Below are 23723 nucleotides of genomic sequence, written 5' to 3' on the forward strand. Positions count from 1 at the left end.
TTAGTATGTTTAAGCTAGCTTAAAACAGACTAACAATTTAAATATCTATTGCCCCTATCCCACAATAATTTTCAAGGATATAAAATGTTTTTATTTATACAATCAGCCCATGCCGCAGAAGTCGCTACTGGACCTTCAATGATTATGCAGTGGATCTTCCCGCTTGCAATCTTTGCAATATTTTACTTTTTAGTCATCAGACCTCAATCAAAACGTGCCAAAGAACACCGCAACATGGTGAATGCATTGGCGGTTGGTAATGAAGTCATCTTTGCTGGTGGCCTAATGGGTAAAATCAAATCTATCGAGGGCGATTATGCGGTTGTCAGTTTAAATGATAGAAATGATGTGATGGTCCAACGCGCCTCAGTGATATCAGTATTACCAAACGGTACTATGGATGGTCTAAAGTAACTATTACTAGTACCTCACAATAATCTATAAGAATTAACGGTAAAATTACCGGTTTAATTTACTCGTTTAGAGATACCTACTTTAGCATTCTTTTGTCATCCTTCCTTTAAGTGAAGTAGCTACTATGCATTACCCTGCCTGGAAATATTTTTTAATAATCTTTGTGCTCGTTATTGCAGGGCTATACGCCCTGCCAAACCTGTATCCAGATGAACCTGCCGTCCAAGTTACTAGCGCTTCTGCTGGTACGGAACTTACAGATGATGTGCTTGAACAGTCGAAGCAGTTACTAGATGAGTCTGGTATTGCCTATCACGATACGACCTTTACTGATAACAGTGCCTTGCTTCGTTTTAATAATGGTGAAGATCAACTCAACGCCAAACAAGTATTGCGTCAGAATTTAGGCGATGATTATGTGGTTGCGTTGAATTTGGCTCAAACCACTCCTGAATGGCTGCGAAATATTGGCGCCAAACCCCTAAAGCTGGGCTTAGACTTACGAGGCGGTGTTCGATTTGTCCTAGAAGTTGATATGGATAAAGCATTAGAACAACGATTAAAAACAGCCAGTAATGAGGCGCGTAGTACACTACGTAAAGAGCGCATCGCAGTTAAAGGCATAAATGTAACTAATGACGGTATCCTACTTCATTTTAGTGATACTGAACAGCGAGACAAGGCACAGCGTATATTGCAAGCGTCTCAAGGGTCTCAGTTTAATCTTCAATCAATGATGGATGATCAAGGCGCAGCACTTAGCCTTGAGTATAACGATGCTACCATTGATGAGATTAATGAATATGCAGTTGGGCAAAACTTAACCACACTGCGTAATCGTATTGCCGAGCTCGGTGTGGCAGAAGCGTTGGTTCAATCACAAGGCACCAACCGAATTGTGGTTGAACTACCAGGTGTTCAAGATACCGCAGAAGCGAAACGCGTATTGGGTCGCACCGCCAATCTAGAATTCAGATTAGTAGCCGATGAAAACGCGACTTATGATGGTGGAATTCCCCCAGCAGGTACAGAAGCGTACCCATATTTAAGTCTTGATGGTCCTTTATCTTTATTAAATCGTCAGCCTATTTTGACGGGTGAGAAGGTTCAGGGCGCAACCTCTGGATTGGATGAAAAAGGTGTACCCGAAGTTAGTATCACGCTTGATACGGCTGGCGGTAAATTAATGCAAAATGCCACCAAGAATGCTGTGGGTAAGCAAATGGCAGTCTTGTTTATTGAAAATAAGCAAAAAGTATCCTACGACGAAGACCTGCAAACAGGCGAGATGATAGAAACTCGCACGCCTTATTCAGAGATTAAAATTATTAGTCAGGCTAATATCCAAGCGGTGCTTGGCTCATCATTTAGAATTACAGGATTAGACAGTACCGCCGAAGCTGCAGAGCTTGCGTTACTATTACGCTCAGGGGCGCTTGCCGCACCTATGTATTTTGTTGAAGAGCGTACTATCGGGCCATCACTGGGTCAGCAAAACATTGATGATGGTTTATTTTCAACCCAAATAGGCTACATGCTCGTATTCGTATTAATGATTATTGTCTATCGTCTATTTGGTATTGTGGCTAATATTGCATTGGCATTTAACCTTATCATTATAGTCGCAGTCTTATCAATACTAGGGGCGGCGCTTACCCTACCCGGTATTGCTGGTATCGTATTGACGATAGGTATGGCAGTTGATGCCAACGTGCTCATATTTGAGCGGATTCGTGAAGAGCTGTCAGAGGGTACTCGGCCTAAATCTGCTATAGTCGCCGGTTTTGATCGCGCCTTTAGTAGTATTTTTGATGGCAATATAACCACGCTTTTAGTTGCAATTATTCTTTTTTCAATTGGTTCTGGTCCTATAAAAGGGTTTGCTATCACCCTTGCCATTGGTATTTTAAGCTCATTATTCACAGCAATTATTGTTACCCGAGCTTTAGTACAAATTATTTATGGCAGACGTAAATCCATTAAGAAATTGAGCATAGGCTAGGAGAGAATAATGTCCGACAACAATCTAAAAAAAGATTCAAATAAAAAACCTGAGTCGCATGAAAGCTCAACACCAGCATATATTGAAGGAGGTCGACGCCGTAAGCGTGGTCCACGTCGAGATGGTAGAGGTAGTAGTGCCCCTACGAATACATCAGACTCAGTCAAAACGGGTACTGAGGTTCAAGAAGTTGATGTAAACATTGAAGATACGGATACTTATGAAGATGAAGCTGCGCTAGCTGAAGGTGGCGTTAAAGCGGTCGGGGACAAACGCATCATTCCCTTTATGAAGCTTGAAAAACCGATGGCGATATTTTCTATTATTATTGTGTTGGTAAGTTTAGCCGCTATATTTATCAATGGTTTAAATCTTGGCTTGGACTTTACGGGTGGTGTCTCTGCCAATGTCACTTATGAACAACCAGTTGAGCAAACTGAGGTTATAAATACCTTAGAAGAGGCAGGCTTTGATGATGCCGTCGCCCAATATCTTGGCGGTACCACTGAATTATTAGTTAGACTGCCGCCGCAATCTGATAATATTGATGGATTAAATGAAGCACTGGGTCAGGCTCTTAACTTACCCGACAATCAAGCCGAAATTAGCAGTGTAGAGATTATCGGTAGTCAGGTAGGTAACGAGGTATACTTAAGCTCGTTAATCGCAATTATTACTGCTTTAGCAATGATGATGTTATATGTAGGGGTTCGATTCCAGTTTAAGCTGGCAGTTGGCGCCCTTCTTGCTTTGTTTCATGATGCGATTGTTACCCTAGGTATTTTTGCATTGTTCCAGTTTCCGTTTGATCTAACAGTATTGGCTGCTATTCTGGCGCTTATCGGTTATTCCCTAAACGATACCATCGTTGTCTATGACCGTATTCGAGAGAACTTTAGACGGGTGCGCGGTACGGAACCTCGTACCGTCGTAGATTTATCATTAACCGAAACGCTGCGCCGTACTATCATGACGATTTCAACTGTATTGGTAGTGGTATTGGCCATGTTGTTCTTAGGTGGGGCGGGCTTGTATTGGTTCTCCGTCGCCTTCTTTATCGGTCTTATTGCAGGTACCTACTCTTCTACTTATATTTCAAGCTCGATTCCTTTGAGAATGGGATTATCACGTGATGATTTTGTGGTAAAAGTTAAGCCTGAATTTCAAGAAGAAGTGGTTACCTTCAATGACCCTAAAGTGTATGAAGACTAACTTTAAAAAATTAATAGCCTCGTTTTCACCATTTGTAACTATTTAATGAGCATTAGTTATTTAATAAGCATTTGTTATTTAATAAGCATTAGTTATGTAACACTTAAAGCACCTTAGGGTGCTTTTTATTGTTTATATGAATAACTCTGAGTTCGATCACTAGAGCACTGCTTAGCAAGCCGACTGCTGTTAAACACTTAATTGTATAAAAGTATTGGGCCTATGAGTTCTATTAAAACTGACACTTTGGATTTGAGCTATCGCCGTATTATCGGTATTGCTGCGCCTGTTCTGATTGCTAATTTAGCCATGCCGCTACAGGGCGCTATAGATGTGGGCGTCGTTGGTCACTTTGATGACTCTTATTTTCTTGCAGGCCTAGGCATTGCTTCTCAGCTTTGGCTATTAGTCTTAGTGAGTTTTAACTTTCTGCAATATGCGTCATCGGGTCTTGCCGCTCAGGCTTTAGGGCGACAAGCTACTGGTACCTATAAAAGTACTGAACTTGCTGATATTCTTTATCGATCCTTAGGGTTAGCCTGTGTGCTGGGCATTATATTGTGGATATTTAAACCCTACATCATCAACTACGGACTTCAATTGTTAGGCGCACAACCTGCTAGCAGTGAGGCTGCCAATACCTATCTACAAGTACGCTATTACGGTATTATATTTGAGCTTATGAATTACGCCTTTATTGGATGGTTTGCTGGTCAAGGCAAAACCAATCAAATGATGATGGTTCAGTTACTTATCTCAATGAGCAATATGATACTTACGTTAAGCTTTGTTTATGGGCTAGGAATGGGTATTGACGGCGTTGCATTAGGAACGGTTATAGGCTACATAATAGGTGTTTCAACCGCTGCATTTTTGGCTAGCCAGCATATACGTAGCTTGTATTTATCATCTCAAAATCAGTCTGCTGATAAAAGCTCATACCATACTAATACAGATGGCTCAACGAGTGGCATTAAACGAAATCTATTAAGAATCTTTGAGGTTGATAAAATATTAAGCTTATTCTCACTTAACAAAGATATCTTTATTCGTACCCTGCTTTTGACATTGAGCTTTGCATGGATCACTCGGCTGTCAGCTCAGCAAGGCGACTTAATCATGGCGACTAATGCAGTATTACTCCAAGTATTAAGTATATCTGCGTTCGCCTTGGATGGTGTGGCAGTTGCAGCCGAGAGCTTATCGGGTCAAGCGGCGGCTCGAAAAGGACGTCATTACTTTGAGCTTGCTGTAAAGCGCACAGGAATCATGACTTTTTGGTTAGCGGTTGCACTGAGTTTTATTTGGTTGTTGGTACTGCCAACCTTCTTGTCAATCATGACTGACTTACCTCAGATATATGAATTGGCTATTGAATATCGCTATGTAGCCACCTTGTTACCTTTAGTAGGCGCAGGGGCCTATTGGTTAGATGGGGTTATGTTCGGCCTCACCGCAGGATCAAAAATACGCAATGTTGCTTTATTAGTATCGGCTATATTTTTCCCTTTTACATGGATTAGCTACCATTTATATGGCAATCATTATCCCATGCCAGTTATTTGGCTCGGCGTATATTGTTTATTAATTTCGAGGTTTGTTATTGCAGCTATTGTCTTATGGCGTAATAAAGAAACTGTGGCATCGGTATAAGCGTTATGTATTCATAAATTGATGTTTTAAACCGGCGTCATACACCAGCTTTATAAATCGTTATTTTAAAATCTCATTCTTAATAATTTTTGATTAATAAAATACAATTGTTAATTACCAATAATAACTCTAAGCTTTATAGTAAATGGTATTAAATCCATACTCAGTCCATATAGATGCTATATAGGAAATACTATGTCAGATACTAAAGACAAATTTGCTTTTAAAGTTGTACCATCGATAATTGCGATTGCAATTGGACTTATCATTTGGTTTGTTATTCCAACCCCCGAGGGTGTGAGTGAAAACGCATGGCACTTGTTGGCAATATTCGTAGCGACTATTGCCGCAATTATTGGTAAAGCGTTACCCATTGGTGCATTGGCTATCATATCAATTACTATAGTCGCCCTAACGGGGGTAACGGCTGAGACACCTAAAGGCGCTATTAAAGATGCTTTATCAAGTTTTTCAAGCCCCTTAATATGGTTGATAGGTATCGCCATTATGATATCTAGAGGCCTAATTAAAACAGGACTTGGATCTAGAATAGCCTATTATTTTATCTCAATCGTCGGCAAAAAAACCATTGGTATTGCCTACTCTCTTAGCGTAGCAGAGCTGCTTATCGCACCAATCACCCCGTCGAATACCGCACGTGGTGGCGGGATTATTCACCCTATCATGCGCTCAATAGCAGAAAGCTTTCATTCTACCCCTCAAGAGGGTACTCAGAATAAAATCGGTCGCTATCTTGCGATGGTGAATTACCATGCTAACCCTATCACCTCAGGTATGTTTATTACCGCGACGGCACCAAACCCATTAGTTGTCGATTTGGTAGCACAAGTCACAGGTAATGATATTCATCTTTCATGGACTACTTGGGCCATAGCAATGTTCATACCCGGTATGCTATGTATACTGGTTATGCCGCTAGTTATCTATATGATATACCCTCCAGAGGTTAAGGAGACTCCTGATGCAAAAGGGTTTGCCCAAGAGAATTTATCCAAACTCGGATCAATCAGCGCTCATGAAAAAATTATGTTGGGCGTATTTACCTTATTATTGTTATTGTGGGCAAACATACCTGCCATGATATTTGGTAACCAATACAGCGTTGATGCCACCACAACTGCCTTTATTGGGCTCTCTATCCTAATCATCACGGGAGTATTGAGCTGGCAAGATGTATTAAAAGAAAAGTCAGCGTGGGATACTATCGTTTGGTTTGGAGCGTTGGTCATGATGGCGAATTTCTTAAACGAGCTGGGTCTTATCGAATGGTTTTCTTCAAGTATTGAAACCGCCATAGGGTTGACAGGTTTTGGCTGGGTTGGCGCATTGGCAATGCTGACACTTGTATACCTATATATGCATTACTTTTTTGCAAGTACTACCGCTCATATAACAGCTATGTTTGCTGCATTTTATGCTGTAGGTTTGTCTTTAGGCGCACCGCCCATGTTATATGCGCTTATTTTAGCTGCTGCCGGTAATATCATGATGTGTCTAACGCATTACGCTACTGGTACCTCGCCTGTGATTTTTGGATCAGGATATACAACGCTTAAAGAATGGTGGACCATTGGCTTTATCATGAGTGTTGTGAATTTGGTTATTTGGATTGGTTCAGGCTTGATTTGGTGGAAGCTATTAGGGTATTACTAGAGTCTATTATGACTATGACTTATAGCGTTGGCGATCGTTTTACTTAATATGTAGATTTTAAGAATCAGTATAATAACGCATCCCCACTTATTTATTGTATAATTTACCTAACTCTCAACTCTTGACGTATGCTGTAGCTTTAGCCCAGCAATATGAATAAAAAATTGCGTTTTGCTAGGCTAAAACACTAGCCTACAAGGCAGTATAATAAGTTGAGAGTGGGGTTTAACTTATAAAAAATTTCGATGTCTAATTGGTGATATCAATCTTTTAAAGACTTATTAAGTAATAATTATTGGTGGCTATTTTGCTGCAATACATTCAATCTCAACCTTCGCATCAAGCGCCAAACCATCAGCAGCAAAAGCAGAACGTGCTGGATATGGCTTATTTAACTTCGCTTTATACCCTTCGTTAAACTCATTGAAATCATCCATATCATCCAACATGACCATGCATTTGACCAAATCAGAGCTCTGATAACCATAGTTTAATAGCGTTTGATTAATATTGTCTAACGCTTGCATAGTCTGAGCTTTGACACCGCCAGCGACCAAATTACCATTTTTCATTCCAAGCACTCCAGACATATACAATGTATTTCCAACACGTACCGCTTTTGAGAATGGATAAAGGCCATCAGATCCATAATATATTGGTGAGCTTTTGGTTTGAACTGACTCTCCCGAATAAGCTTTTGTAGATACTGATAATTCATTTGCACTCAGACTACCTGATGCGTATCCAGTTTGTTGTGCATTCGCAGTTGTGCTCAATAACCCAAAGCTTGAAACTAATCCTGATACAAGTCCAGCCATCATAAATAATTTTTTAATTATATTTCTCCCATAATATCCATTAAGCGTATCTGAATATATTACTAAAACCTAGCTAAAAATATTTGTATAGTCGGCGAACTTATAAAGAGTCACGGTGTTAACCTCGTTAAGCCTACCCTAGTAGTACTTGCACTTGGTTGGCTTGTGACTACTTTAAAGTTCTTTGACTATACATAATTTGCTTATAAAGTGTTGGTGAATAAAAAGACGATATTAACGCGCTTATGCATCAATATCACCTTTAGTCTATCAAGAATCAGACTTTAAACTTATAGGTTAATGTATAAAAACTATAAAGCCTTATAAAAGTGTTCAAGTAACTACTAAAATGATTATTGAACATCACTTTCTTGAACACCCGTCATATCTACAGGCGTATCCGATATAACCTGAACACCCGATGATTTTATTTTAGCCATATCGTTGCGTTGTTCTTGCAAGTTGTCAAGATACTCTTCAGTGATATTACCAGTGATATAATTCCCATCGAATACAGCACTATCAAATCCTTCAACCTTACTGTACTTAGTATCTTGCACCGCGTCGATTAGATCCTCTAAGTCTTGAAATATTAAACGATCAGCACCAATAATTTGACGAACTTCATCCACGCTATGACCCGATGCAATTAATTCGTGACGAACTGGCATGTCGATACCATAGACGTTTGGATATTTAACTGGCGGCGCAGCGCTTGCAAAAAACACTTTATTAGCCCCAGCATCACGTGCCATTTGAATAATCTCTTGACATGTTGTTCCTCGTACAATCGAATCATCCACTAAAAGTACGTTCTTATTTTTAAACTCTAAAGGTACGGCGTTTAATTTTTGACGTACAGATTTTTTACGCTGTTGTTGGCCTGGCATAATAAAAGTGCGGCCTATATAGCGATTCTTCATGAAGCCTTCACGATACTTCACGTTAAGGTTAAGGGCTAACTCCATAGCAGACGTGCGAGAGGTATCTGGGATGGGGATTACGACATCGATATCGTTATCTTCACCCCATTCATCACGAATTTTTTCAGCCAGCTTCTCACCCATTCTTAAACGCGATTTATATACTGAAATATTGTCCATAATAGAGTCTGGCCGAGCAAAGTATACATATTCAAAAATACATGGTGTATATTTTTTGGATTCAATACACTGATGGGTATGTAGTTTATTGTTTAAATCAATAAAAATGGCTTCACCCGGTTTCACATCTCTAACAACTTTAAAACCTGATCCTGTCAATGCGACAGATTCAGAAGCTACCATATATTCTGTGCCGCCATCTTCTGCTAACCGCTCACCAAATATCAAAGGGCGTATCCCATGCGGATCTCTAAATGCTACCAAGCCTTGGCCAGTGATTAATGCAACTACAGCGTAAGCGCCTTCAATACGGGTATACATAGAACTGATGGCTTCAAAAATGTCATCAGGGGTGGGCTGAGTTTTACCCAGTGCTTGAATTTCATGCGCCAGGACATTTAATAGAACCTCAGAGTCTGAATTGGTATTTAAATGACGCAAATCATCACGATACAATTCTTTTGCCAGTTCAACTGCATTGGTTAAGTTGCCGTTATGCGCTAAGGTAATACCATAAGGAGAATTTACATAAAAAGGCTGTGCTTCTGCACTACTTGATGTTCCAGCGGTAGGATATCTGACGTGTCCCACCCCAAATTCTCCGACTAATCGAACCATGTGACGAGTCATAAACACATCACGAACCATGCCATTGTCTTTACGGAGGAAAAACCGTCCGTCTTTCATAGTCACTATGCCAGCGGCATCTTGACCACGGTGCTGTAGCACAGTAAGTGCATCATACAATACTTGATTAACAGGCTGATGCGCTGCAACACCTACAACTCCACACATATTCTATCCTTTAAGTAGTCTCTGTTATTAGCAAACTTTTAGATTGATAAATAAATAGATTGATTAATAATTTCGGCTATAACATTGATTAAGAAGTCAAAATAATAACTATAAAAAAGTAACCACACGTATCACGATTTAATAAGGGCAACGTGAATAGATTTAAATAAGTAAGTATAAAAAAATTATTGGTTTTAAAGGTTTGAGTGAAGCTATGACTTAACACATTTGGACTTATTTAATAAACAGTACTATTTTATAAATATTAAGTATAAACAAAACTATTTGGCCTAATGATAACTATTGAACATCATTATTATTCAATACTTGATCATCCATATCTAATTGCTCCCAAGCCACACCCATTACCTCCGCTGTAAATTCTTTAGCAAAAGGGGCATAAGGCATAAGCTCTGGGGCAAGTAAAGAGCTTTGCCACATAGAGGTTTTAATGAGTAAAGGCGCTGTAACACTTAGCAATACCAATACGACTAATATATTTTTAGCTGCTCCCAACACACCGCCTGCCAGTTGATCAAGAAACCCTAACTTTAAACTTCTAACGACACCAGTCACCATTAATCGTATGATTTGAATCACTAATAGTGCAACTAGGATAATAATTAAAAACCCAGCACCCATTTGTAATACAGGTGACGTAATGACGCCACTTAAATAAGGAGCAACATCGTCAGCCAAACGAGTTGCAGCCAATAGCGCTATAAACCATCCAACAAGGGAGATGGCGCTACGAATAAAGCCTGCACTAAAGCCACGCCATAGCCCTATTAGCACAATAATACCGATTATAATATCTAAAGCGCTCATATACTCACCTTAACTACCGGTATCCATTGAAGAGTATGTCGCATAATAGTTAGGCGCATATCGTAGCTCATATAGACACTCTTTTAACCTTTCATTTAATTAGTTTTGCAGAATCTGTTGTGCGTTTAACAAACTGCCATGATCAAACTACTTAAAGCTATCTAACTTATTCAGCTAATATGGAACTTATCCACTAATAGGGTAATTATTCAGTTAACTTGGAACTTATCTAGCCAGTCTACTATTTAGATAGTCTAAGTAGCATCATGTCGCGGTCACTGGCTATGGCTTCGATACATTGTTGAACCAGTTTTGGACCTTGATATATCATACCGCTGTATAATTGAACCATACTGGCACCAGCGTGCAACTTACGCACGGCTTTATCACCACTATCAATGCCACCAACACCAATAATGGGCAGCTTTCCTTCTAAACGTTCATAAAAGTGTTCAATAATTTGAGTGCTTAAATGACCAACAGGTCTACCAGATAACCCGCCTGCTTCGTCTCCATAACGCAAATCTTCCACACCTGTTCTACTTAATGTGGTATTCGTTGCAATGAGTCCATCTATATCAAAGTCAATTAGCTGCTTTGATATATAATCGACCTGTTCAAAGTTTAAATCTGGTGCTACTTTTAATACCATGGGCACATAGAAGCCATAGCCTGACGCTAACTGACTGTGTCTATTTTTTATAGCGTCTAACAAGTGGGTTAACGCCTCCCCGCTTTGAAGATCGCGCAGATTTTTGGTATTTGGTGATGAGATATTGACGGTTATATAAGACGCGTAAGGATACACTCGATCGAGGCAATATATGTAGTCATCCGCTGCATTTTCGACTGGTGTCACCGCATTTTTACCGATATTTATACCGATTTGACCTTCATATTTGCAGCGCTTAACGTTTTCAATAAGATGATCAACGCCCAAATTATTAAAACCCATTCGGTTGATAATGGCGCCAGCTTCTTTGATTCTAAACAAACGAGGTTTTTCATTCCCTTGTTGTGGTTTTGGCGTCACTGTCCCCACTTCTATAAACCCAAAACCTAACTCTGCCAACGCATCAATATAATCGCCATTTTTATCAAGTCCTGCTGCTAAGCCAACAGGGTTTGAAAACTCTAGACCCATACAGGTTGTGGGTAAGGATTGCTGAGAGTATACGAATCCTAAAGCATGCGCTTTGTGCGCTTTTTCAAGAAGTTCTAAGGTGAGTTCGTGAGCACGTTCTGGATCTAAATTGAATAAAAAAGGACGTAATAAAGCGTAGGACATAACTGTGGGTAACCTGTTATGGGTTTAATAGGGATGCAAAGTTATTAAATGAATTTTTTAAATATATGTTCAATTTCATAGAAATATCATCAACAGTTAATTATATCAGTATACTATCGCTATTACACTTGTTATTAAACGGTTTCGTCATTACTCTAATGGTCTGATTTCACTAAATTTATTTATTGAATTAAAAAGGTTTAAATTATTTAGCGTAGCAATTAGAGATACGCGCTAGTAACTATTTAACTGGCTATTTAAATCTCAAATTAACTCTCAAAATTTTTAACTATAGAACAGGTTGTCCATCTGATAATGCGATCCAGCCTTTGACAATGCGGTAAATGTGCCAAATAATTGCACCTAAACCAATGAGTCCTCCTATAGTCATCGTTATGAATGACCCTATGCTCATATTTTTACTGGCAACGGACGCGCCAATACCGAGCCCACCTGCCCCAATTATAAACAACACTATACCGACAATGCCTAAAATAATGCTGTACCAGAACGTTTTTATTTGCCAATCAAAGTGCGTTGCCAACCACGTATTTTCTGCATCACGGCGACGCAAATAGTTCATAACAATAGGAACCAACCATAATATACCAGCCGTAAAGAAACTGATTGCATATAATAAATAAGTAATATGGTTATATCGGACTAAAGACTTTTCTTCATTATTAGTAATCATAGAGGTTCGCTTAATTTGAAAATAGACATCATATTAGAAGCTGTAGTAAAACAATGATTATAGCGAATATTCGCTATAAGTTTTTTAAAAGTTCTACAGTCTCTATCTATATATGCGTCCATTATTCTAATTTTAAACTGGGGTTTGCTTTCTATTTTCACTATTGAAACTACATTTCTATTAGGTATACAGCAATCAATTTAACTGCTTTAATCTAATAGTGCTATAAATATAAGTGCTATAAATATAAGTACTATAAATTTATAGGATGATCGTATTTCAAAAAGCGGCATTGATTTAAGAGTTATTATCTTTGAAGACAGTGATTCAAAACAACTTTAACATCTATTAGAACACTGTTTAGTAGGATGTCGTTGCTTGGACACTCACCTCTTTAGTTTCTGCATCTTGTCTAATATATAGCTGATCGATGTTCATGCCAGAATTTGTCATCGCACCTATCACATTGCTGGCGGCAGTTTGGTTGTCATGTTTAAAGCTTAATTGAACCGCATCCCCTATTAACAGTACATTTGCATCTTTTGCACCCATTTGGGATAGAATAGTGGTCATATTTTGCTCAATAGGTGGCAATTGACTCTGATTATTCATAGCTATGTTACCTGACTGAGAACGCAGCCAAAAATAATCGTTGATAGCAGATTGATAGGACAATTTTTGTTCTTTTGCCGCACTGTAAACCGTATACCCACCATAAAAACCCACAAACAGAACTAAGAACACGCTTAACATTAATAGGGCGAACTGATCTCTTGTCGATAACTGTGACCATTTGTCTAGGGCAGGTAGTGTTATTGAATGAAAAGAGTTTTTAGAAGTTGCAGAATAATTCGTATCGTTTGCCTCATTTGACTCATTAACTGGATTTTGGATGTCAGAAAAGCCTTTCAACTTTTTAAATTTAGAAAGCTTATTAGACATTTGAATCACACCTTAATATAAATAATGAATCTGAAGCAGTTTTAGTTGTGCTTAATTGTTAGTTCTTTATTGTTCGTCCTTAATTGTACGCGCATTTTATGGAGGCGTTGAATTATCTAATTGAATGTTTATCTCACCAATCAATTGATTATTTTCGGTCGGTGTGACTTTACCTAAACTCGCCATTAACCCTTGTTGAGTTAGCCCGCTATATAATTCATCGATCCCAACTCGGTTCTCACCTTTTACCACCAGTATAATATTGGAATCATTCCAACGTAAAGACTGCGCAGTAAGATTAGACTTTTTAACTAAGGGTGAGATTTGACTCATTATGTTTAACTGGTCGTGTTGACTACTGTCATCAGATAGCAATTTTGGCTTTACTTGAGCCTGCAAATTGGTCACTGGATTTGGCTGTTCACCGTCAAACCATGCAGAATACTGCGTCTCAATAGCCAGTTTAGTCGCTTGAGCTGCTTTTTGATATTGATACCACTGAATGCTGTCCGCAGCAATCTGTATGAGTCCTGCCAATACCAATAAAGATAACGCGTATTTTAGGTAAGGTGATACTAAATAATCTCGATTAGTTTCAACGAAATTTAAAGGATGTTTGGTAGGATTAAAGATAGGTTTGATAAAAGAAGGTGTAGTGGTAACCACAATATTCAAATCATCTGCAATTTTCTTTATTGATGGGTCTACTGTTGGATGTGTCTCATTATTAGCAATCGCTATGGTATTAGTTTGAAGTTCAGTTCGAGCGCTTATCTCGCCCTGCTGCAAATATATAATTTCTTCAATATTCTCTAAAATTCTGGGCAATAATGATAAGTGACCGATTTCAACGCCATACGCTTCATTTAATCTAATAAGATATTGTGATTGAGCGTTCTCAAAATGGCTATGATATAAGACAATCTGTCCATCTATGTCCTGATTAGGAATCGGCAATAACAAAAAATCTGGTACTAATGCAACAAGGTTGTAATTAGCAAGTAATAAGCTTTGATGCCACTGCTCAATTTCAGAGGAACCAAGCGCGTAAAAATATTGAGTGACTCCATCACTTAGGCTGCGAACGTTTAGGTTTTCGACAGAAGTTAATGACAGCTCCTCAAATAGGAATTGTTGGCCACTTTTACCCAATTGTTTGACTTGTAAAGGAGTTAAGTCATTTGTCAGCGTTAATATATTCTGAGAAGGAACGTATAAGCAAACCTCTTTATCATTTGTCTTAATAAAAGGCAGAGATTGAAGCTCTGCCAGACTATCTAACCATATCCAATGAGATGATTTAGGATGCCATAACTTGTATTTATTGAGCTGGGGAGTTAACCAAATATGTATCACATTATATTCTCAGGATAGTCTTAAATAATAGATAGACTAAAAAAGTCTATAAAATCGACTCATTTATAAGTTTAAATAAAGGGGTTTAAATTAATAGTATAACGATGTTATTGGTATTACGATATCACCTAATCCGGCTGTTTTGGAATAAATCTTTCGATTTCATCACCCATATCCGGCGCTATAAACTCAGCCTCAAAAACCCGTGCTTCGGCCAATGAATAAGATTCTGGTGCAGTAGCCGAGAAAAGTCCGGCCATTTTAGCAACGATAGGCATATGACACACGATAACCACACACTCAGCCTTAATGTCATATAAAGAATTCAATCCAGTCATAGCGTCATCATCGGGCGTAATATTCTCGTATACCTCAACAGGTACATCAGGTCTTAAATCAGTAAATGACTCTAAGGTTTGCTGTGCTCGATCATAAGGACTGACAACAAATCTATCTGGTTTATAATTATCAAGAACGTACTGAGCTGTCTCAGACGCTTGCTGACGTCCGAATGCTGTCAACTGTCTTGCAGCATCTTTTTTAGAATCTGTATAAGTAGGGTACTGCGCTTGACCATGTCGCATAAGTATGACTTTCATAGTATTCTCCACTTAATTTAGGGGCTGTCTAGAATAGATAGAACCTATTCACCCTTACTTCTTGCAATTTGCGCTTTAGATTCATCGTTAGTAAATTGATGCGGCATTACAAATTCGACATCACTTCTAAACCCAGACTCCATTAGATTCAGCGCCACACCAAGAGCAGCTTGATCTTCAAATATAACGGCATATAAAGCATGGGTAATTGGCATATATATGCCAAGCTGAGTCGCTTTTTCATTTACTTGTTGAATGGTATTAATACCTTCAGCAGTTTGTCCTAATTTTTTTATCGCTGTATCTAAGCTCATGCCCTTTCCAAGCATATTACCTATTCGATAATTACGGCTTAGCTCAGAGGTACAGGTAGCATATAAATCACCCACACCGGACAATCCTAAGAAAGTTAAAGGATTAGCCCCTGATGCCACACCAAATCTACTCATTTCAGCAAGCGCTCTAGTTAGTAGCATAGCTTTGGTATTCTCACCCACGTTATAGTATGCAGCCATACCCATTGCAATAGCGTAAATATTTTTGAGTGCGCCGCCAAGCTCTACACCGCGTACATCATCAGCGGCAAACACTCTGAAAAAAGCACTGTGTAATGCAGATTGAACCGCATGGCGTAATAACTCAGACTCGCTTGCAATAACAGACGCCGAAGGCATATTCTGCATAATTTCTACAGCGAGGTTTGGTCCAGACATCACACCAAAATTAATCTCAGGAAGCTCTTCGCGAATAATATCACTCATCAAACTAAAAGTGTCTTTTTCCATACCCTTAGTTAAAGATACGACTGCTTGCCCTGATAAGAAGGGTTTAATATTTTTAAGGGTTTCTCTAAAGGCTGAACTCGGTACAGCGACAAATATAATGTCTTTATCTTGAACCGCCGTTTTTAAATCATGCTCAAACTTTAAACGGTCATCCAGCGTATAATCTGGTAAATACTTTTTATTGACATGTGTTCTTTTTAAAGCGCGCACTGTTCTCTTGTTGCGTACCCACAGCGTTGAGTCACAACCATTACGTGCGGCTAAATTGGACATTGATGTACCAAAGCTACCTCCGCCTAAAAAGGCCAATCTTAACTCATGAGGGGCTTTATCTGAGGATAACGGTTTAGAATTAGTTTCAGATGAAGTATCTGTAGTATCAGAATTAATAGCCGATGAGGTCGCATCGTTGTCTTTACTTGCTAAATTATCCTTACTGGCCTTAGTAGCTTTATCAAACAAGCTGGCTAGAATCCCTGCATTAAACCTTTTCTTATTCTCTGAGCTTTTTTCGGTTGATTGTGAATCTTTGTTATTTAAATAATTATTATCTTCTGACATCATATCACTCTCACGATTTATAAAAATTATTAGGGGCGTTTGTAAATTTTACGATACTTTTTTACACGACACTTTATTAACACGACACTGTATAAAAAACGATACATATTTGACACGGCACATTGTTGACGCAATATTTTCAAATAGACTTAGCGTGGTTAGTAACGTAACCATATAGTAGTTCGCTGAAGATAGTTAGACTTCAAACGATCAATAAGATTGTCATATGGATTGAGCAAACTATTATTTAAGTGACGTATAGATTATGAATCGTATTTAATGTAGTCCAAAATATCTATCTTTTTGCGGCTAGGCATTTCACATACCGTACTACCCACGTAAACAAAGGCAACAATATAATCTTCAAAGCCCACATTAAAATAAGATTTAACACTTGGTTCATTCGCTAATGGCCCTGTACGCCATACGGTACTAAAGCCTTGAGCTTTTAATGCCAATATTAAATTTTGAACCGCTGAACCTGCACTTAGCAACTGTTCATATGGAGGTACTTTTTCATGGTACTGCATCTTTGTTACTACAGTGATAATCATTGGTGCCCGTAATGGCATTTTGAGTGTCTTATTTTTAGCTTTTTCGTTAAGCTCAGTATCTTCTCTTGCTGCTTTTGCTTCTGCAGCTTGTAGCAGCGCTCGTCCAAATTCGTGTCTGGCATTATTTTGCGTCACGATAAACCGCCAAGGTTTTAATTTTTTATGATCAGGCGCAGTCATAGCGCATTCAATGGCCGCTTCTACTTGTGTTTTGTTAGGTGCGGGGATAGTTAAATTACCAATGCTACGACGTGATTTAATCCAATTTATAACTTGTTCGTCTGTAACTATGGCCGATTGACTCGTCATTGACTCGTTATCTTGGATCATGTCGTTAACTTCAAGCGTATCGTTATCTTTCATGCGATTCATTTCCAAATCTATGTATGCGTATACTACCAATGTAATTTAAAAAATCATTCAATAGGCGCAACCGGTGGTTTGACGTCAGCATTCTGACCCCGATGACGTAAGTAATGATCTAACAAAACAATGGCTAACATTGCTTCAGCGATAGGCGTAGCGCGTACACCTACACAAGGATCATGGCGACCTTTAGTTAGCATATCAATTGAGTCGCCTTGAGTATCTATACTCTTACCTGGTGAGGTAATACTTGAGGTTGGCTTAAGGGCGATACTCACTTTTATATCTTGACCTGATGATATGCCACCCAAAATACCGCCAGAATGATTGGCAGTAAATCCTTTCGGCGTCAGCTCATCCCGCGAGGTATGACCAAATTGCTCAGCAACTGCCATGCCATCGCCAATCTCCACACCCTTCACCGCGTTGATACTCATCATAGCATGAGCAATATCAGCATCTAATCTATCAAATACAGGCTCTCCGAGTCCAACAGGTACATTTGAAGCAATTACTTCAAGCTTTGCACCGCAACTGGTGCCTTCTTTACGCAGCCGATTTATTAATTTCTCAAAGCGTGGCACTGCCTCTTTATCGGCACAAAAAAATGGATTGCTGTTCACATATTGCCAATCAATGTTGGCAGGGTCTTGAATAGATGCATGTTCATTACCGATTTGGATAACGTGACCATTTATTTGAATACCTAAGCGCTCAGCTAGATAGCGTTTAGCAATGGCTCCTGCTGCCACGCGCATGGCAGTTTCACGCGCAGAGGATCGACCGCCGCCGCGGTAATCTCTAAACCCGTATTTCATACTATAAGTATAATCAGCATGACCTGGTCTGAACGTATTTTTGATATCGGTATAGTCTTTGGACTTTTGATTGGTATTTCGAATCAACAAACCAATGGAGGTGCCAGTTGTTTTACCTTCAAAAATGCCTGAAATAATTTCTACTTCATCAGGCTCTCGGCGCTGAGTGGCAAACTTTGATGTCCCCGGCTTACGACGATCTAAATCAACTTGTAAATCTTCGCTAGTTATTGCTAAACCTGGCGGGACACCATCGACTATAGCCATCAAACCTGCGCCATGTGATTCACCACATGTAGTCACTGTAAATACTTGACCAATACTATTTCCTGCCATAATTATTTTTCTCGGTTCAATGAATTAATTTTCTATCCGTCTTTTTAGGGTTAAATAAATAAGGTTTGATAAATAGAGTTAGATAAGTGTAAACATTTGAATAAATTCAAACTTTGGAATCAAATTAACTAGTAATACATGCTATATGAGCTTAAACACAAATGGTTACAGCGTGTCAGTTACAGTGTATGAATTACAGTGCGTTAGCATACTCAGCAAATAACCCTCGATAATTAAGTAAGCTGCGACGATCAATGGCAAAAATCCCATGACCACCATGTGCAAAATTCAACCAATTAAAATCTATCTCTGGATAAGCCTGACGCAGCGCCCAATCACTGTCTCCTACTTCGCAAACCAGCAAGCCTTCTGGCGTTAAAAAGTCAGCAGCTTCGTATAATATCTTATGTACTAAGTCTAACCCATCTTGCCCCGCTGCCAGTGCATGCTCAGGTTCATGATTAAATTCGGGTGGCAAATCTGCCATAGCGGCCGCATCTACATAAGGCGGGTTTGTAACAATAAGTTCATATTGATTCTCAGGTATTATTTTAGAAAACAAATCAGATTCCACTAAGTTTACCTGATGCACCATATCATGATGCTCAACGTTGACAGCAGCGACTTCAAGAGCTTGAGTATCAATGTCAGTCGCATCAACTAAAGCATCTCTAAACCATTTGGCAAGCGCAATAGCGATACATCCTGATCCGGTGCATAAATCCAAAATACGATCAGGCTGTGGTAATTGATTACTGTCTAGTCCATGCAAATAGAAGTTTGGTATTTCAGCATTGGCAGTATTCAATACTGACTGTGCAAATGCATCGGTTTCAAAAAACGGATAGAATTGTTGGCGGATTAATTCAGCTATAGGAGACCGAGGTATCAGCACACGCTCATCAACATAAAATGGCATCCCACAAAAATAGGATAGGTTAAGCAAGTAGCTAAGGGGTTTACGCTCAATGATACGAGCCTGCAATAGGTTTAATACGTCTACCTTTTCACTAGGTATTAATCGGCAATCAAGTATTTGCTCATCAGCAGACCATTCTAATGACAACGTTTGAAGCACGATCGCAGCGGCTTCTGCAAATATATCGGTTGTGCCCTGTGCGACGACTACATCATAATTTCGCATTTGACTCACACTAAAGCGTATAAAGTCTCTGATGGTATATAGTGATTGTGACGCTTCATGACAGGCTACTATTAACGCTTCATAGTCTTCATCAATGTCCATATCTCTATCTTCATAAACGTCTGAATTAAGCTGCTCAGGCTCTACATCATTTGACGCTGAACGCTGGATTTGCTCTAATAAAGCTGACGCGTCTAATGATGATAGGTTGACACTTGAACCTGTATTGTCAGTCGACATAGTATGTATACACCTTGCTTATTATTATGGATTGGATGTTTTAAAATAGTTCAGATTTATTTATGAAATTTTCTTATCTAAGACGTATTGATTAAAGCATTATAATACCTAACCTAAGTTATATCTATGCTAATGCTTTATTACTGCATTGATAATTTTAATAACCAAATGTATAACAAGTAAACTTACTGGCTATACATTGCTAAGGCATAATAATCCTGATATCAATATTGATACCTATGCTGATAACTATGCTGAAAATGCGATGCATATAAATGCGATACTGAATATATCGCCTTATATAAGGTATAAAACTGAATATTCTTTTATCTAAATCTTTTTAAAGCTATCAAATTATAAGCTCAATTTTTGCTAATTAACTTACCAAATAATAGTGACCTGAGTAAAACAAGAGGATAATTAATTAAATTATGCTCTAATATTTGCTAGTAGTCTCATTTCATCGCATAATAACCTTAATATTCTAAACACGACTATTTTTTATGATTATGAATTTCAATCCAAATAAGTATGTATATAAAGTTTTTAATCCTACTTTAATAAGCAGCTCAGTAGCGTTCTCACTATTTCTACTTAGTAGTGCCGCCTCAGCCGAAACAAATAACACTCAGTCTGTAGATCGGCTGGAGCAGCTTATTGATGACTCAACTATAATCCAAGAACAGCGTAAAATCATACCGCTAAATGAATCCAATAATAGCACTACAGGCTTTAATATTAGAACCGAATCACTTAATCAAAGTGATGGTTTGAGCGAATACGAACGCCGTGTGCAAGAGACTCAAGCAGAATTTAGAGCCAAAGAATTAGCGGCGCAGAATGCTGTGAATGGCTCAAATAACTCAACACAGACCGTAACTCAGAATGTTGAAGAAGATCTTGATCAAAGCACTACAGCTGAAGTTGAAGCGTCTGTTAATGAAGATATTAATGAGCAAGCAAATAACGATGTGGAGGCAGGTCAAGCTGTTGCGCCGGCCACCTCAAGCATTATTGATGACGACTCAATTAAAAGTATAGAAAACAAAAACGGTAAGCTTTACACCACGACGAACTTATCCAATTATGCACGGGCGGTAAATAGTGCTGTTTGGACGCCTAATATGCGAAAAAACACTGCCATGACCGTCAAAATGCAGACTCTTCTTGATTGGAACTATGCGTCTCCTGGTCCCATTGATGGCGGCTGGGGAATGAATAGTAAAAAGGCATTGGCAAACTTTCAGGCCATGCGCGGATTACCAAGCACAGGGCGTATGGATGAAGCAACATGGCGAGAGCTGACCAAAAATATCGATATGTCAAAACCTGTACTCGTTGAATATACCTTAACCGATAAAGATGTAAACACTAACTTTGCATCGATTCCTTCGGGTTCTGAAGCTAAGTCTAAACTTAAAGGCCTTTATTACCAAAACATTAAAGAGATGATTGGTGAGCGTTTCCATATGGATGTACGCTATCTTGAAAAACTCAACAAAGGTAAAAATTTTAATGCTGGGGAGACAATCACAGTTATTAATAAGCGCGAGCCTTTGAATCAACGTATCGATAGAGTGGTAGCTAAAAAAGAGGACAAAACCTTATATGCTTATAATGGTAATAAATTAGTGGCAACCTTCCCAACTACTGTTGGCAGTAGTAGTACGCCCTCACCAACAGGCACCTTTAGAATCGTTAATAAAGTCAAAATGCCTTGGTATAAAGCCACAGTCAACAAAGACTCTGATGACAAAAAAGTATTCATGTTGCCACCAGGCCCTAACAATCCTGTCGGTGTCGTATGGATGGGATTATCCAAACCATCGTATGGTATTCACGGCTCGCCTATCCCTGAAGGTATCAGTCGTCAAGCCTCAGCAGGTTGTGTTCGTCTGACTAACTGGGATGTTTTAGATGTTTACGCTAACATTGAAAATGGTGCTACGGTAGAGTTGAAATAATAGCCTAAATTATTCAAATTTCTTAAAATCGATCTTAGTAGTAAAGCTTGAATGTTTTAGCGCATTCAAGTTTTTTTTATGGGATATAATGATCTAGATACTAAAATCTCCTCCATCAATTTTTTGCAAACCTCATTGCTTTATTGGTTTAATTGTATCGATTTTAAGAGGGTCTTCGTAGATCGAAATATAGTCAGCGAACTACTATACGGTTAAGGCGCTAACCTCGCTGAGACTACATAAGTAGTACTTGCACTCGGTTGCCTAACCGTTTTAGATTTATTTGACTATAGATTTTACATAAATCAATGACGCACTCTAATACCTTGCGACAATGATTTACTACCAAGTAACAGTTAAGAGTGTTAACACTTTAAATTTATCGGTAATATTAGGGTTTGTTTAGCATTCAGATCTTTATCATTTAAATCTTTAGCATTAAAACTTTAGGTATGTAGGACTGCAAGCATATAAATTTTAGAGTATTTAATTTTAAAGTATTACCATCTAAAATTATCTGGAATTTTAAGTATATAACGATTAGGTTTTTATCTCAGACAGTATAATTAACTTTTGAATAATATTTAACTTTCAAATTAAATTGAGGGCATTATGGCTAAAAAATTAAGTATATTAGACCGAGCAATTGTAGGATTCGATAGTAGTTTGCGCGCTGTTATTCCGCATTCAAACCCAACTGCTCGCCCCTTGCCTGTTAGTTCTGAAGACATTCCTGAACTCTCAATCAACGAATCTCGACATGTCGCTGGATTAATGCGTATTAACCATACCGGTGAAGTGTGTGCTCAAGGCTTATATCATGGACAAGCTTTTACTGCTAAGAACGACCAAGTCAAAACAGCCATGCAACATTCTGCTGACGAAGAAATAGATCATTTGGTATGGTGCGAAACGCGTTTGAAAGAGCTTGGAAGTCATCCCAGTGTATTCACCCCAATTTGGTACGGGTTATCTTTTGGTTTGGGTGCGGTAGCTGGACTTATATCTGATGAATTTAGTCTTGGGTTTGTCGCTGAAACAGAAGCTCAAGTTAGTGAGCATTTAGAAGATCATATTCGTCAACTACCCCCTCAAGATAATCGTAGTAAAGAGATTTTAGCTCAAATGAATATTGAAGAGCTTGAGCATCGTGAAGCTGCAATTCATTATGGTGGTCAATTATTGTCCGCACCAGTTAAAGTATCGATGCGCTGGATGGCCAATATAATGAAGGATTTGGCTTATCATATTTAAGGAGTTTTGTTGGCTATGGTTTAGAGACTATCGTTTAAAAGCGATGGTTTAAAAACTTTGGACAACCAAAATCAAATCATTCGTATTTATATTCACTAACATATCCTATTTATTAAGGCTTAGATGTGTTTTTGTATCTAAAATTATATAAATCCAACTATCCAAGTACAATATAAACTGTTGGATTTATTTAAAATTGTATTAGTTTTTGAAATTAAATATTTTATAACTGTATTCTTATATCACCTACATATTTTCGAGATTTTTTATTAATACTTATATTTTCTAAGACCTATATCCTTTGATTTATATCTCAAAATTTA

General features: G+C 38.5%; 19 protein-coding genes. 7 read left to right on the forward strand and 12 right to left on the reverse strand.

From position 1 onward, the window contains the following. The first annotated feature begins 84 nt into the window (after positions 1–84). The 5 genes from yajC to AC21OH_RS06675 all read left to right on the forward strand — a co-directional run bounded on the left by yajC (position 85) and on the right by AC21OH_RS06675 (position 6955). Positions 85–414, forward strand: coding sequence for a preprotein translocase subunit YajC (yajC, locus tag AC21OH_RS06655; RefSeq protein ID WP_486534926.1), 330 nt, complete (start codon positions 85–87; stop codon positions 412–414). Positions 415–538: 124 nt separating this feature from the next. Beyond that, the gene (gene secD / locus AC21OH_RS06660) at positions 539–2416 is read left to right on the forward strand and encodes a protein translocase subunit SecD (RefSeq protein WP_486534925.1); all 1878 of its coding nucleotides are present in this window, start codon (positions 539–541) and stop codon (positions 2414–2416) included. Between the two features lie 9 nt (positions 2417–2425). Further along, positions 2426–3628: a protein translocase subunit SecF gene (gene secF, locus AC21OH_RS06665; RefSeq protein ID WP_487370652.1), complete on the forward strand. Its 1203-nt coding sequence runs from the start codon at positions 2426–2428 to the stop codon at positions 3626–3628. A 222-nt stretch (positions 3629–3850) separates the two neighbouring features. Further along, positions 3851–5281, forward strand: coding sequence for an MATE family efflux transporter (locus AC21OH_RS06670; RefSeq protein WP_487370651.1), 1431 nt, complete (start codon positions 3851–3853; stop codon positions 5279–5281). Positions 5282–5476: 195 nt separating this feature from the next. Then, positions 5477–6955, forward strand: coding sequence for an anion permease (locus tag AC21OH_RS06675; RefSeq protein WP_487370650.1), 1479 nt, complete (start codon positions 5477–5479; stop codon positions 6953–6955). A 302-nt stretch (positions 6956–7257) separates the two neighbouring features. On the opposite strand, the gene AC21OH_RS06680 is transcribed toward AC21OH_RS06675, so the two are convergent. The 12 genes from AC21OH_RS06680 to prmB all read right to left on the reverse strand — a co-directional run bounded on the left by AC21OH_RS06680 (position 7258) and on the right by prmB (position 20044). Beyond that, a complete protein-coding gene (locus AC21OH_RS06680) occupies positions 7258–7776 on the reverse strand; it encodes a RidA family protein (protein ID WP_487370649.1) in 519 nt (172 codons plus the stop codon). A 350-nt stretch (positions 7777–8126) separates the two neighbouring features. Beyond that, positions 8127–9671, reverse strand: a complete 1545-nt coding sequence (gene purF, locus AC21OH_RS06685; RefSeq protein WP_486534920.1) for an amidophosphoribosyltransferase — start codon at positions 9669–9671, stop codon at positions 8127–8129. A 300-nt stretch (positions 9672–9971) separates the two neighbouring features. Further along, positions 9972–10499 (reverse strand): CvpA family protein, encoded by a 528-nt coding sequence (locus AC21OH_RS06690; protein WP_487370648.1) that lies wholly within the window; start codon positions 10497–10499, stop codon positions 9972–9974. 241 nt (positions 10500–10740) lie between these two features. Then, the gene (locus tag AC21OH_RS06695) at positions 10741–11787 is read right to left on the reverse strand and encodes a quinone-dependent dihydroorotate dehydrogenase (RefSeq protein ID WP_487370647.1); all 1047 of its coding nucleotides are present in this window, start codon (positions 11785–11787) and stop codon (positions 10741–10743) included. Between the two features lie 289 nt (positions 11788–12076). Beyond that, positions 12077–12481, reverse strand: coding sequence for a DUF4870 family protein (locus tag AC21OH_RS06700; RefSeq protein ID WP_487370646.1), 405 nt, complete (start codon positions 12479–12481; stop codon positions 12077–12079). A 360-nt stretch (positions 12482–12841) separates the two neighbouring features. Continuing rightward, positions 12842–13423 carry a type II secretion system protein M gene (locus AC21OH_RS06705; protein WP_487370645.1) on the reverse strand — a complete coding sequence of 194 codons (582 nt, stop codon included), beginning with the start codon at positions 13421–13423 and terminating at the stop codon, positions 12842–12844. Between the two features lie 96 nt (positions 13424–13519). Next, entirely contained in the window at positions 13520–14779 is a 1260-nt protein-coding gene (gene gspL / locus AC21OH_RS06710; protein ID WP_487370643.1) for a type II secretion system protein GspL, read from the reverse strand. A 128-nt stretch (positions 14780–14907) separates the two neighbouring features. Further along, a complete protein-coding gene (gene sixA, locus AC21OH_RS06715) occupies positions 14908–15378 on the reverse strand; it encodes a phosphohistidine phosphatase SixA (protein ID WP_487370642.1) in 471 nt (156 codons plus the stop codon). 44 nt (positions 15379–15422) lie between these two features. Further along, positions 15423–16727 (reverse strand): NAD(P)H-dependent glycerol-3-phosphate dehydrogenase, encoded by a 1305-nt coding sequence (locus AC21OH_RS06720; RefSeq protein WP_487370641.1) that lies wholly within the window; start codon positions 16725–16727, stop codon positions 15423–15425. Between the two features lie 260 nt (positions 16728–16987). Then, complete coding sequence (locus tag AC21OH_RS06725; protein WP_486535039.1) at positions 16988–17608, reverse strand: nitroreductase family protein; 621 nt, start codon at positions 17606–17608, stop codon at positions 16988–16990. Positions 17609–17694: 86 nt separating this feature from the next. Beyond that, the gene (gene aroC / locus AC21OH_RS06730) at positions 17695–18798 is read right to left on the reverse strand and encodes a chorismate synthase (RefSeq protein ID WP_487370639.1); all 1104 of its coding nucleotides are present in this window, start codon (positions 18796–18798) and stop codon (positions 17695–17697) included. A gap of 193 nt (positions 18799–18991) precedes the next feature. After that, positions 18992–20044 (reverse strand): 50S ribosomal protein L3 N(5)-glutamine methyltransferase, encoded by a 1053-nt coding sequence (gene prmB, locus AC21OH_RS06735; RefSeq protein ID WP_487370682.1) that lies wholly within the window; start codon positions 20042–20044, stop codon positions 18992–18994. A gap of 641 nt (positions 20045–20685) precedes the next feature. Here prmB and AC21OH_RS06740 point away from each other — a divergent pair. Both AC21OH_RS06740 and coq7 read left to right on the forward strand, forming a co-directional pair. Continuing rightward, the gene (locus tag AC21OH_RS06740; RefSeq protein ID WP_487370638.1) at positions 20686–22146 is read left to right on the forward strand and encodes a L,D-transpeptidase family protein; all 1461 of its coding nucleotides are present in this window, start codon (positions 20686–20688) and stop codon (positions 22144–22146) included. A gap of 612 nt (positions 22147–22758) precedes the next feature. After that, the gene (gene coq7, locus AC21OH_RS06745; RefSeq protein ID WP_487370637.1) at positions 22759–23400 is read left to right on the forward strand and encodes a 2-polyprenyl-3-methyl-6-methoxy-1,4-benzoquinone monooxygenase; all 642 of its coding nucleotides are present in this window, start codon (positions 22759–22761) and stop codon (positions 23398–23400) included. Positions 23401–23723: the final 323 nt, after the last annotated feature.

Source organism: Psychrobacter sp. CX10 (genome assembly GCF_057621575.2).

What these genes read in the sequence shown, in the direction of transcription:
- yajC (WP_486534926.1), top strand. Translation starts at nt 85, where the DNA reads ATGTTTTTATTTATACAATCAGCCCATGCCGCAGAAGTCGCTACTGGA.
- secD (WP_486534925.1), top strand. Translation starts at nt 539, where the DNA reads ATGCATTACCCTGCCTGGAAATATTTTTTAATAATCTTTGTGCTCGTT.
- secF (WP_487370652.1), top strand. Translation starts at nt 2,426, where the DNA reads ATGTCCGACAACAATCTAAAAAAAGATTCAAATAAAAAACCTGAGTCG.
- AC21OH_RS06670 (WP_487370651.1), top strand. Translation starts at nt 3,851, where the DNA reads ATGAGTTCTATTAAAACTGACACTTTGGATTTGAGCTATCGCCGTATT.
- AC21OH_RS06675 (WP_487370650.1), top strand. Translation starts at nt 5,477, where the DNA reads ATGTCAGATACTAAAGACAAATTTGCTTTTAAAGTTGTACCATCGATA.
- AC21OH_RS06680 (WP_487370649.1), bottom strand. Translation starts at nt 7,776, where the DNA reads ATGATGGCTGGACTTGTATCAGGATTAGTTTCAAGCTTTGGGTTATTG.
- purF (WP_486534920.1), bottom strand. Translation starts at nt 9,671, where the DNA reads ATGTGTGGAGTTGTAGGTGTTGCAGCGCATCAGCCTGTTAATCAAGTA.
- AC21OH_RS06690 (WP_487370648.1), bottom strand. Translation starts at nt 10,499, where the DNA reads ATGAGCGCTTTAGATATTATAATCGGTATTATTGTGCTAATAGGGCTA.
- AC21OH_RS06695 (WP_487370647.1), bottom strand. Translation starts at nt 11,787, where the DNA reads ATGTCCTACGCTTTATTACGTCCTTTTTTATTCAATTTAGATCCAGAA.
- AC21OH_RS06700 (WP_487370646.1), bottom strand. Translation starts at nt 12,481, where the DNA reads ATGATTACTAATAATGAAGAAAAGTCTTTAGTCCGATATAACCATATT.
- AC21OH_RS06705 (WP_487370645.1), bottom strand. Translation starts at nt 13,423, where the DNA reads ATGTCTAATAAGCTTTCTAAATTTAAAAAGTTGAAAGGCTTTTCTGAC.
- sixA (WP_487370642.1), bottom strand. Translation starts at nt 15,378, where the DNA reads ATGAAAGTCATACTTATGCGACATGGTCAAGCGCAGTACCCTACTTAT.
- AC21OH_RS06720 (WP_487370641.1), bottom strand. Translation starts at nt 16,727, where the DNA reads ATGATGTCAGAAGATAATAATTATTTAAATAACAAAGATTCACAATCA.
- AC21OH_RS06725 (WP_486535039.1), bottom strand. Translation starts at nt 17,608, where the DNA reads ATGATCCAAGATAACGAGTCAATGACGAGTCAATCGGCCATAGTTACA.
- aroC (WP_487370639.1), bottom strand. Translation starts at nt 18,798, where the DNA reads ATGGCAGGAAATAGTATTGGTCAAGTATTTACAGTGACTACATGTGGT.
- prmB (WP_487370682.1), bottom strand. Translation starts at nt 20,044, where the DNA reads ATGGACATTGATGAAGACTATGAAGCGTTAATAGTAGCCTGTCATGAA.
- AC21OH_RS06740 (WP_487370638.1), top strand. Translation starts at nt 20,686, where the DNA reads ATGATTATGAATTTCAATCCAAATAAGTATGTATATAAAGTTTTTAAT.
- coq7 (WP_487370637.1), top strand. Translation starts at nt 22,759, where the DNA reads ATGGCTAAAAAATTAAGTATATTAGACCGAGCAATTGTAGGATTCGAT.